The 9,447-nt window shown below is 40.6% G+C and carries 9 protein-coding genes and 5 tRNA genes; 1 reads left to right on the forward strand and 13 read right to left on the reverse strand.

From position 1 onward, the window contains the following. Positions 1 to 106 precede the first annotated feature (106 nt). The gene (locus HMPREF1048_RS08080) at positions 107 to 964 is read left to right on the forward strand and encodes a DUF975 family protein (RefSeq protein ID WP_000876925.1); all 858 of its coding nucleotides are present in this window, start codon (positions 107 to 109) and stop codon (positions 962 to 964) included. 25 nt (positions 965 to 989) lie between these two features. On the opposite strand, the gene pcp is transcribed toward HMPREF1048_RS08080, so the two are convergent. The 13 genes from pcp to HMPREF1048_RS08145 all read right to left on the reverse strand — a co-directional run bounded on the left by pcp (position 990) and on the right by HMPREF1048_RS08145 (position 9,435). After that, positions 990 to 1,634, reverse strand: coding sequence for a pyroglutamyl-peptidase I (gene pcp / locus HMPREF1048_RS08085; RefSeq protein ID WP_000866921.1), 645 nt, complete (start codon positions 1,632 to 1,634; stop codon positions 990 to 992). Positions 1,635 to 1,739: 105 nt separating this feature from the next. Continuing rightward, positions 1,740 to 2,099, reverse strand: a complete 360-nt coding sequence (locus tag HMPREF1048_RS08090; RefSeq protein ID WP_000022851.1) for a DUF1304 domain-containing protein — start codon at positions 2,097 to 2,099, stop codon at positions 1,740 to 1,742. A 10-nt stretch (positions 2,100 to 2,109) separates the two neighbouring features. Next, positions 2,110 to 2,535: a MarR family winged helix-turn-helix transcriptional regulator gene (locus tag HMPREF1048_RS08095; protein WP_000890082.1), complete on the reverse strand. Its 426-nt coding sequence runs from the start codon at positions 2,533 to 2,535 to the stop codon at positions 2,110 to 2,112. 198 nt (positions 2,536 to 2,733) lie between these two features. Beyond that, entirely contained in the window at positions 2,734 to 3,939 is a 1,206-nt protein-coding gene (locus tag HMPREF1048_RS08100; RefSeq protein ID WP_000746065.1) for a LysM peptidoglycan-binding domain-containing protein, read from the reverse strand. 162 nt (positions 3,940 to 4,101) lie between these two features. After that, positions 4,102 to 4,725 carry an HAD family hydrolase gene (locus tag HMPREF1048_RS08105; protein WP_001172838.1) on the reverse strand — a complete coding sequence of 208 codons (624 nt, stop codon included), beginning with the start codon at positions 4,723 to 4,725 and terminating at the stop codon, positions 4,102 to 4,104. Between the two features lie 3 nt (positions 4,726 to 4,728). After that, positions 4,729 to 6,009, reverse strand: a complete 1,281-nt coding sequence (locus HMPREF1048_RS08110) for an MATE family efflux transporter (RefSeq protein ID WP_000473991.1) — start codon at positions 6,007 to 6,009, stop codon at positions 4,729 to 4,731. 60 nt (positions 6,010 to 6,069) lie between these two features. After that, complete coding sequence (gene thrC, locus HMPREF1048_RS08115; protein WP_000177127.1) at positions 6,070 to 7,554, reverse strand: threonine synthase; 1,485 nt, start codon at positions 7,552 to 7,554, stop codon at positions 6,070 to 6,072. 75 nt (positions 7,555 to 7,629) lie between these two features. Further along, positions 7,630 to 8,907 (reverse strand): glutamate-cysteine ligase family protein, encoded by a 1,278-nt coding sequence (locus tag HMPREF1048_RS08120; RefSeq protein WP_000091379.1) that lies wholly within the window; start codon positions 8,905 to 8,907, stop codon positions 7,630 to 7,632. 107 nt (positions 8,908 to 9,014) lie between these two features. Continuing rightward, positions 9,015 to 9,098 (reverse strand) — tRNA-Leu (locus tag HMPREF1048_RS08125). Between the two features lie 9 nt (positions 9,099 to 9,107). Next, positions 9,108 to 9,179, reverse strand: a tRNA-Gln gene (locus HMPREF1048_RS08130). Positions 9,180 to 9,192: 13 nt separating this feature from the next. After that, positions 9,193 to 9,265, reverse strand: a tRNA-His gene (locus HMPREF1048_RS08135). 14 nt (positions 9,266 to 9,279) lie between these two features. Beyond that, positions 9,280 to 9,350 (reverse strand) — tRNA-Trp (locus HMPREF1048_RS08140). Between the two features lie 4 nt (positions 9,351 to 9,354). Then, positions 9,355 to 9,435 (reverse strand) — tRNA-Tyr (locus tag HMPREF1048_RS08145). Between the last annotated feature and the right edge of the window lie 12 nt (positions 9,436 to 9,447).

The following is a 9,447-nucleotide window of genomic DNA, read 5'->3' on the forward strand; positions in this document are numbered from 1 at the left end:
CGAAGCTGGGAAAGACAGTCCCAGTTCATACTTTGTGCCCAAGGGCATACTGTATGATTTTATCAAAAAAAGCCGGAACTGTCACGAACTATGGTATAATGAAAGAATGAAATACCCAAAAATTGATTTAAAAACCGTTCGTCTGCAAGCCAGACAATTTCAGGCTGAAAATCCCCGCCTCTTTCTCGTCTATCTCTCACCTAGCATGCTAGTCATCTTGTCTGGCTTCCTCAATCCCTTAGAGCGCATTAACGAGTCTATTTTAGAACAATCCTTTTTAAACGTGCTTGGTCATGTATTCCAAGCCTATCTCTTTCCACTATTAGTCTCCTTTATCGGAGCTATTCTTCTAACCAGTTCCGTCTATACAACGCTGAAACTCATCCAGAATCCTGATACAGAACTATCAGTCAAAAATAGTCTCACTCTCTTTAACGAAAAGCACTTTTCACAAACCTTTTTGACCCTCCTTCTCAAACGTTTCTATCTCTTTTTATGGAGCATTCCTAGTTTACTCGGGATTTACTTCCTCTTTTACAGTAGCTTTCTAGCAAAGAAATTCGTTGCAATCCATCCTGAATTTCCTAATCTGGATCTCACGTCAATTGAAACCGAGCGTTTCCTCATGACCTTTGGTCTTTACTTCCTAGCAAGTATTTTCTTGATGATTGCGGGAAATAGTCTCTATATTCCACAATACTATGCCTATTCGCAGGTAGAATTTCTCCTCTGTGACACCCTAGACTTGGGACAAGCTAGACCAGGACAAATCCTTAAAACCAGCCGTTTCCTAATGAAAGGTTACAAATTTCAGCGCTTTATTCTAGACCTACAACTCCTTCCTTGGTACTTCCTCAATTGGATTACCTTTGGAATTGCTAGTTTCTCACTCCTACCCTACATTCAAATCAATAAAATAATTTTCTACCGAGCTGTACTGGCTCTAAAACGTCCAAAAGCTTGAAGGTTCTCCCTCAAGCTTTTTTCTATCAATGAGTTTCTCCGCCTACCAACTTGAGATCCTGATCTCCATGTTCTATAATGGCGCCGATTGCCGCTTCTATCCCTCGCCTAATATCCACTAAACTCATAGCTGGAGTGGTAGGTCGATTCACCACCTGTTCCATCATATAAGGAATATGCATAAAACCTGCCTTAACATGTGGAAATTTCTTTTCTATCAAATAGAGGGCCTGATACATCAAATGATTGCAGACAAAAGTCCCTGCCGTATTGGAAACAGAGGCCGGCAAGCCTTCTTTTTTTATAGCTTGAACCATCGCTTTAATCGGCAAACTACTAAAGTAGGCCGGAGCACCATCTGGGCGAATAGGAAGGTCAATCGGTTGATTACCCTCATTATCAGGAATCCGTGCATCATCTTGATTAATAGCTACTCGCTCAGGTGTCAAGCTAGACCTTCCACCTGCTTGGCCGATACAAAGGACAAAGTCCGGTTGATAGCGGTTCATCTCTTCTTCCAATACTTGAGCCGATTTGTGAAAGACTGTTGGCACTTCTAGCCAACGGACCTCAGCACCATGGATTTCAGCTGGTAAACCTTTAATAGCCTCCAAGGCTGGATTGACCTTTTCCCCTCCAAAGGGCTCAAAACCTGTCACTAATACTTTCATTTCTAACTCCTCAAAACAAATTCAATAAAACTCTTTTCTTAAAAACAAGTATAACATATTTCCCTTATTCTGGAGTGAAAAGGACTAGAGAGGATCAGACCGGCATTAAAAGAATAAAATACTGATCAAGGTCAAAATAGCTGGTCCACCTTGCTTCAAAATAATTTTCTTATCTGCTGTGAGAGAGCCATAAGCCGCAGCACCAATCACAAATAAAACAAAAATAGTCACAATTTCTAAATTCTGTGAGAAATAAATTCCATACAAGAGAAAGACTCCTAGCAAAGCATTATAAATCCCTTGATTTTTAAACAATGAACTTACTGACGGACGAGCCAGTTCTTCCTTGTCCATGTTAAAGACACGACTAGTCGCATCTGATTGCGTTGCAATACTTTCCAAATAAAAAATGTAAAAATGCTCCAAAGCAACAATCGTTGCTAAAATGATTGTAATAATTGACATCTATTTCTCCTTAAATTTCTATATTTTCAATACCCAAAACCAATTTGTTTACTAAACGGCTGAGTTCTGTTCTTTCAGACTCTGTTAAGATACTTTCCATCGCTTCTTTAACCTTGATATGCTTCAGAGGAGGATTCACCACTAACTGCTCCTTGGCATACTTCGTAGCCTCTACCAACACTTCTCGCTGATTTTCAGGATTACGATGACGCTCCACCAAACCTTCCTTTTCCAAAATCTTGAAATGCCGTGTCAAAGCAGCCTGATCAATCTTCAAACGCTCCTGAACCGCTATTTGATTACAGGGAGAATTCTCCAGCAAAAACAGTAAAATCTGATACCGTGTCAAACTAATCCCAAGCCTTTTTTCAAACAATTGCGTACTCGCTTGCTCAGACAAGCGGAGTTGATAAAGTAAATCTTGAATCTCTAACATTTCTTCTTTCCTTTTGTTGACTTATCAATAGTTGACCAATCAATTATAATATAAAGTAAAATAAATTGCAAGAATCATGCTTCAATCATTACAAAATGGTAACTTCCCATTCAAATTGATAAACAAAAAACGAACGAGACTCTCTTCCTATCACGAAAGCTATATCTCATTCGTCAAAATGATATTACCAAGTCTGGTTTATCCATTCATTGAAACGTGAACGTGGTCATAGTGGTTTTCTGTCACACTACCACGGTCTGGCATTGGATTCCAAGTATTAGCTGGTCCATATTTGCTATCGAATGGAGCATAGAAACGTTGTTTCCAGATAATATAACTAATTCCACGGCTGGCCATGTTTTGAATAGCGTATTCCGCAATCTTATCCCCTAGTTCTGAGCTTTCTGGTACCATAAAATCGATAGCCAAACCTTTTCCGTGATCTCCACTATCTCCTGGACGGTAACCACTAAAGGATGTGATACCAAACAAGTTGGCAATCTCTTCTTTAAAGGCAGCTGTTTGTGGTTGAAGACCTGCATTTTCAGATTTCGCTACCGCAAGTCCAGCATAATCGGGCGCAGCTGGAGCCGCGTAAGTTGCTGAAGCTGTTTTCGTCTCTTCTGGTTGATAAGTAGAAACTGCTTCTGTAGCTTCACTTGATGATGCTACTTCTTTTGCTTCTTCTGAACTTGTTGCAGTTGTTTCGGTTGCTGTTTCTTCTACTGGAGTTGTAGTTTCTTCCACTGTTGAAACAGCTTGTGGGCTTGCTTGAGTTTCATCTTTCTCAGCTGGAGTCGTTGCCTGAGGAGTTGCTTCTTCAACTGGACTGCTTGTTTTGGCTGTTTGCTCCTCTGAAACAGAGGTTCCTGTAGATAGCACGACTTCTTCTGCAGTAGCAACTGTCTCTGCAACTTCTGAATTTGTTACTACTTCTTTTGTACTTGTAGTTTCTACCTCTTTTGGCGCTTCTGCAATCGATTGAGAAAGGTCTGCAACTTGAACAGTTTGATCATCAACGGTTACTTGATTGGTTATCAAATCTGCTGTCGCAGTTGTCGCTTCTTCACTGAAATCTGCTTGAGGAGTTTGGATTTCAACTTCTGTTACTTCTTCTGCTTCATTGACAGTCGTTGTCAAAACAGTTTCTGGGAAAATCAAGTCCATATTAGTGATTTTATTCAAATTCGCAAGAACTGTGACATCTACACCCAAGGCTTCTGCAATGGTGCTCAAGGTATCACCATACTGAACGGTATAACTTGTTTTGTTGTCCGTTTTAGTCAAATCATTTTGAATTTGCTCAACACTACGTGCAGTCCAAAGAACTTCTTCTGCTTGGGTTGCCAATACTGAGGCAAATGACAAGGCTACTGTTGACGCTAATAATATTCTTTTCTTCATTCTTTCAAATTCCTTTCAAATGAGTACCTGTCTATGATAACACAAAAAATGCAGAAAAAAAGCCCTCTCGGGCCTATTTAACAGAACTGTCTATTCCTTGTAACAAACTCGGTTACTTGAAATAGTTTGTTAGGTCTCTGTCACAAAACTGACACAATCTTTTTATCGCTCAGCCTTAAAAAAACGGGAAATATCTGCTAACGCTTGAATCCTGTGATTTCCTTCATAAGTCGACTCTAAAAAGTTGATACTTTGAATCTCACTATTCTGGGCAAATTCCACATCCAGAGTCCGATCCCCTATATAATAGGTTTTCTCAGGATCCAACTGATACTTGTCTAACAGATAGATAGCCACTTCCGGATTAGGCTTGCGCGCAAAGCCACTCTGACTGGTTAAAATCTCAGTGAAATAGGACTCCAACCCCAAGTCTCTTAGAATGGAAAAAGCATTGTCTCCCTTATGAGTGTAAACAAAGTTCCGAATCCCTACTTGGTCTGTCCAATCCAACACCTCACGCGCACCTGGCATTAAGACTACCTGGGCATTCTTTTCAGCCAGACTCTGAGCACGCACCTGATTTAGCACTTCCACATCTAGTTTTCTCTCTTCCGCCACCTGCACAAGTAAATCCTGCACAGAAAACTTGAGGATAAACTCTCTCACCTGCTCCTTATCATAAGGAATAGAAAACTGAGCAAAAGTTTCCTCAATCCCTGACAAAATCGCTTCGTAAGAGTCCAATAAAGTCCCGTCTAAATCCCAAATAAAAGCTGTTTTTTGCATTTCCTATCCTTTCAAGCTCATATAACGCTGGTAACGGTAACGTAGAAATAACCAACGAAAACCATTATCCAAAAGGGTTCCAGCCCAAATACCAGGCAAGCCCCAACCAAGAATAATCCCCATCAGATACCCTGTTCCAATACGGATACACCACATTCCTATACTTGTCGCATAAAAGGGAAGCCGAGCATTGCCCAAACCCTGCCAGACTGCTGTATAGATGACTGTTCCTATCGTCATAGGAGTACCAAGTAGTGAAAACAGTGTCACTAGAACACTAGCCTCAACCGCTAGAGGATCAGTCGTATAGAGATGAGTTAGTGGTACACCCAAGGCATAGATACTGAAGGTCAAGGGCAACATGAGAAGCAGAGAAAGCCAAAAGGATTGCTTGCTCAAACTAGCTACTCTTTCCCAATTATCCTCTCCAACTGCTCGAGCTACCAGCATGACCGTCGCTGTCGCAACACCAAAAGCAGGCATATAGTTAAACTGGGTCAAGACTTCTCCGACCGCATTTCCCGCCACTGCCTCCGTTCCAAAAGAAACGACCAAGGCAATGATCACGACATCACCAGCCCGCATCATAAGCCGCTCTCCAGCTGCTGGCAAAGCCAATGTCAATAGTTCCTTATCTAAACCAAAAGTCGGTTTCTCAAAAGGCATCTTTAATTGCGACCACAAAATCACAAGACCAACCAAACGAGACAGAATAGTCCCCCAAGCAACACCATCTATCCCCATATCCAGAACAAAAATAGCTAGACTTGAAAAAAGAATATTCAAGGCATTGGATAAAAAACTAACATAAAGGGGCAAACGTGGATTATGCGTTGCACGAATCAAGGCTCCCAGACTAGTCATTAAACCTAAGAGAACAATTGATCCGCCTACCAAAGATAGATAGAGTCCACCACTCTCAGCTACATCTCTCTCCGTCCCCAAAAGTCCTATCATCTCTTGCCCAGCGAAGATGGACAAAGATCCCAAAAGGAAACTTAATAATAATGTAATCTTCAAGGCCTCAGTCACATGATATGCTAGCATAGATTGATCCTTCTGCCCCAAACTTTTTGAAATAACACTGGAAATAGCAGCTCCCAGAGCGATGAAAATCGCCTGGTAAATCGTGATAATATTGCCAGCTACTGATACACCCGAAATGGCTATCAAGCCCAAATGGGCTACCAAGTAACTGTCCACCATTCCCATGAGCATCTGCAAAAAGTTTTCGCCCATAGCTGGCAAAGCAATATTAAGAATGTCTTTATTTTTCTTAAACAATCCTTCCTCCTGATGAAAAGAAACTCAGTTGGTTTCCCAACCGAGTTTACTCCTTCCGTCTTAAAGTCCTAAATAAGCCTCAACCGCTGCTTGCATATCCGCAGCCGCCACAGTTGTCTTGTGACGAACTGGCGCTGTTTCAAGGCCATCAACTGCTGATGGCACAGCCACTCCTGAGATTTCATGCAATTGAGCCAAAGCTTCAAAGTCAGTTAAGCCTGCTTTTCCTGTTACTGCTTCGACTGCAACCACTGGGAACTTGTAAGGACTAGCTGTTGAAGCAATCACTGTCTTAGTAACATCGTCAGTAGCCACTTGGTATTTCTTATAAACTGCCGAGGCAACCGCCGTATGTGGATCCTCGATATAAGAATCTGACTCATAAACACGCTTGATTTCTGCCGCTGTTTCTTCCTCAGTCGCATATTCAGCTGCAAAGAGGTTAAGAATCTCTGCATCAAAGTCTGTCAACTCATATTGTCCTTGCTTGTTCAAGGCATTCATGAGTTCAGCTGTTTTAACCGCATCATTACCCAAAAGATGGAAAATCAAACGCTCCAAGTTTGAAGATACCAAGATATCCATAGATGGACTAGTTGTTACCTTAAACTCACGCTTCTTGTCGTAAACACGTGTCTTGAAGAAGTCTGTCAAAACATTGTTGTCATTTGAAGCACAGATTAATTTGCCAACTGGTAGGCCGATTTGTTTGGCATAAAAGGCAGCCAAGATATTTCCAAAGTTTCCTGTTGGTACTGTGAAGTTGACCTTATCACCAGCCACAATCTCACCAGTCTTAACCAACTGAGCGTAGGCATAAACATAATAAACAATCTGTGGCACCAAACGACCAATATTCATAGAGTTTGCAGATGAAAATTGCAACTTGTTTGCAGCCAATCTTTCACGAAGAGCCACATCATTAAACATATGCTTCACATTTGTTTGGGCATCATCAAAGTTACCATCAATGGCGATAACATGAGTATTGTCGCCAGTCTGAGTAGTCATTTGCAACTCTTGTACCTTGCTGACACCATCCTTTGGATAAAAGACGATAATCTCAGTACCAGGCACATCCGCAAATCCTGCCATAGCAGCTTTCCCTGTATCACCAGATGTCGCTGTCAAGATGACAATCTTATTTTCCAAACCATGTTTCTTAGCAGCTGTTATCATAAAGTATGGCAAGATAGACAAGGCCATATCTTTAAAAGCAATCGTTGAACCATGGAAAAGTTCCAGGTTGTATTGACCGTCTAATTTCACTAATGGCGCGATAGCTGAAGTATCAAATTTGCTATCATAGGCATTGTTGATACAGTAGTCCAACTCCTCGGCTGTAAAGTCATCTAAAAATGCTGACAAAACTAACTTAGCCACTTCTTGGTAAGAAGCATCTTTCAATTTGTCAAAGTCCAAATCTACCTTTGGGTAAGTAAGCGGGGTAAACAAACCACCATCCGTTGCCAAACCTTGCAAAATTGCTTGACTAGCAGTTACTGTATTGTTGGCATCACGCGTTGATTGATAAACTAATGTCATTACTCTCTATCCTTTATCTATAGTCTCATCCATTATATCATGATTTTTCAGAAAATTCTCCTTTTATAATAGAAATTATAGTCCCAATTCTTCTTTCAAAGGCTGTAAATAGGTCATTTCTTGCTTATTTCTCATCTTCAATCCTTCCTCAGCTAACAGAAGTAAGTTTTTTGAAAACTCTATAATCGCAGTTTCTTCCTGATCTGTAAGCTTTTTCTTAGAAAATTGTCGTCTTAAAGACTTATAATTTCTCCCAAATGCTTCAAAGAAAGGTGCTGTTTCTAAGTAATCTTCTAACTTATCTAAATTAACCAACAATCCTAAGTGAAAAGCTGCTGAAGCGAAGGTTCTATCTAGAGATTGAGTACACACACTACGAAACTCAACTGTTCCGCGAGTCGTTAAGTCTTGGTACTGATAACTACGATGAGTTTCAAAATCTTTCTCTTGAGGGGAAATAAGAATATCATCCCCATTAAGAGAAAATGCTTGGATTTCAGGTGTAGCCAAATAGTCCCTAGCCTGAATCGGATAAAAATAATAGGTTTGTCCATCACGTCCCGCAGTAAAAATTGCAGAATGATCTAGATAATCAAAAAAATCATCCTCATCTTTAAAGAGGCTAGCATTGACACCAACATTCTCTGGATAGATACCATGCATCGATTCTTCCCAGAAAATATCTCTTGAGATTTTTGTATCCCAATCCACACCTGTAAACTCAGAGTTTGCAAATAAATAAGCCTTAGCCCCTTCAATTTGGGTAAAAGCATTAATCACTCGTAAGTAGTTAGACTTTGAAACATCCAACTGAACCTGACTCCCACAAATAAACGCTCCGTATTCAGGGAAATGATGTAAATCTGATTTAGTAACATTTCTACTCAAATTCAAATAATCCATCAACATCTGATAGCGTGGATAAGCCACTGGACAATTCTCATTTTTATCCCAGTCAGGATGAATACCGCAGCCAACGATAGCATGATTGGATTCGCCTAATTTTCTCTGAATTACATCCATATAATTATTAAAACGATTTTCGACCTCCTGAATTGTTTCGGCCTTACCAAATGCAAACTCAATCGTTGTATAGGAAACTTCAAATAAAATAGCATCCTGACTTATCTGATCCACTAACTGGATAGGACATCCTAAATAATCTACCTTTTCTACAGTGAAATCCAAAGTGGAAACTAAGTATCTGAATAAGTTCTTAATAACTTCAACATTTGTAGCATCCCCTTCTAAATTTGCAACAGGATATTCCAGCTCAACTCCAATAAACAATTTAGGATTTTCTTTAATATTTTTCAAATACCGATGTTTTAATAAATCGATAGAACGAGACATACTATCCTACACTTTCTTAATCTAAATAAAATTTGAATAACTATAATTATAGCAAAAATAATATAAAAAAGGAACGAAGATTAACTACGTTCCTTAGCTCTTTACTATACCGGCGGCCGGGGTCGAACCGGCACGTCCTTGCGGACACTGGATTTTGAGTCCAGCGCGTCTGCCAATTCCGCCACGCCGGCAAATAGTAACTGGGGTAGCTGGATTCGAACCAACGCATGAGGGAGTCAAAGTCCCTTGCCTTACCGCTTGGCTATACCCCAATAATATAAAATAGGCGAGTGATGGGGATCGAACCCACGCATGCCAGAGCCACAATCTGGTGTGTTAACCACTTCACCACACCCGCCATAATTCTATTAACACGGGCAGTAGGAATTGAACCCACACTGAAGGTTTTGGAGACCTTAGTTCTACCTTTAAACTATGCCCGTAAAATGGAAGGGGAGGGATTCGAACCCCCGAACCCGAAGGAGCGGATTTACAGTCCGCCGCGTTTAGCCTCTTCGCTACCCTTCCAAAATATATAAA

It is taken from the genome of Streptococcus mitis SK575, from assembly GCF_000257865.1.
Taxonomy (GTDB): domain Bacteria; phylum Bacillota; class Bacilli; order Lactobacillales; family Streptococcaceae; genus Streptococcus; species Streptococcus mitis_CQ.

Bases quoted from the DNA above. Each gene is read 5' to 3' on its own strand.
- HMPREF1048_RS08080 (WP_000876925.1), top strand. From the start codon at position 107: ATGAAATACCCAAAAATTGATTTAAAAACCGTTCGTCTGCAAGCCAGA.
- pcp (WP_000866921.1), bottom strand. From the start codon at position 1,634: ATGAAAGTATTAGTGACAGGTTTTGAGCCCTTTGGAGGGGAAAAGGTC.
- HMPREF1048_RS08090 (WP_000022851.1), bottom strand. From the start codon at position 2,099: ATGTCAATTATTACAATCATTTTAGCAACGATTGTTGCTTTGGAGCAT.
- HMPREF1048_RS08095 (WP_000890082.1), bottom strand. From the start codon at position 2,535: ATGTTAGAGATTCAAGATTTACTTTATCAACTCCGCTTGTCTGAGCAA.
- HMPREF1048_RS08100 (WP_000746065.1), bottom strand. From the start codon at position 3,939: ATGAAGAAAAGAATATTATTAGCGTCAACAGTAGCCTTGTCATTTGCC.
- HMPREF1048_RS08105 (WP_001172838.1), bottom strand. From the start codon at position 4,725: ATGCAAAAAACAGCTTTTATTTGGGATTTAGACGGGACTTTATTGGAC.
- thrC (WP_000177127.1), bottom strand. From the start codon at position 7,554: ATGACATTAGTTTATCAATCAACGCGTGATGCCAACAATACAGTAACT.
- HMPREF1048_RS08120 (WP_000091379.1), bottom strand. From the start codon at position 8,907: ATGTCTCGTTCTATCGATTTATTAAAACATCGGTATTTGAAAAATATT.